Consider the following 612-nt stretch of genomic DNA (forward strand, 5'->3'; position numbering starts at 1 on the left):
TAAACAAAACAGATTATAGAGAAATATTCCATTTTAATCTTTTTCCTTACTAGTCCTGAAGCTGCACCTATAATTCCCCATGCAAACATCTGCCATATAGTCCATGGTCCAATGTCCTAAAAATATATTGGAAATAAAAGCAGCTGTACATCCAACTATAAATCCCACAAAGGATCCAAAAACATTACCTACTACAGCAACTATAAAAGTTGTGGGTTGAACATTAGGAATTGCCCCAAATGGTATCCTAAAAACTCCTGCAATAGCACCTAACGTTGCAATAAGGCTTATTTCCTTTGTTCCCATTTTACTTTTTTCAAAGTAAACAAATATAGTAAATATAAAAATTATAACAAACAGATTTATTAAAAACTCAATATTCACCTATTTCCCTCCAAAGCATTTAAAAACTGATTAAATGTAAAAACTCCACTTATAAACTGCTGAAAAACTGCATGGTATTTTATTTGAAGTTATTTGTTTTCTCTTTAAAATATCCTCTAACGAATTATTAGCAAATATATCAGGATAACTTAAGGATGTATTCATTCCAAAAACTAAATCTGCATCTACTATAGGTTTTATTAATTCCTTATTTCCATTTATATTTTT

2 protein-coding genes are annotated in these 612 nt (G+C 29.2%); both read right to left on the bottom strand.

The genetic code is table 11. The annotated features are described in order from the left end of the window. Nucleotides 1-33: 33 nt before the first annotated feature. A complete protein-coding gene (locus TCEL_RS00025) occupies nucleotides 34-384 on the bottom strand; it encodes a hypothetical protein (protein ID WP_018655640.1) in 351 nt (116 codons plus the stop codon). Nucleotides 385-414: 30 nt separating this feature from the next. Next, nucleotides 415-612, bottom strand: a 198-nt coding sequence (locus tag TCEL_RS13630) for a hypothetical protein (RefSeq protein WP_040683644.1), incomplete at its 5' end; no start/stop codon positions are given.

Source organism: Thermobrachium celere DSM 8682, from assembly GCF_000430995.1.
Lineage (GTDB): Bacteria > Bacillota > Clostridia > Clostridiales > Caloramatoraceae > Thermobrachium > Thermobrachium celere.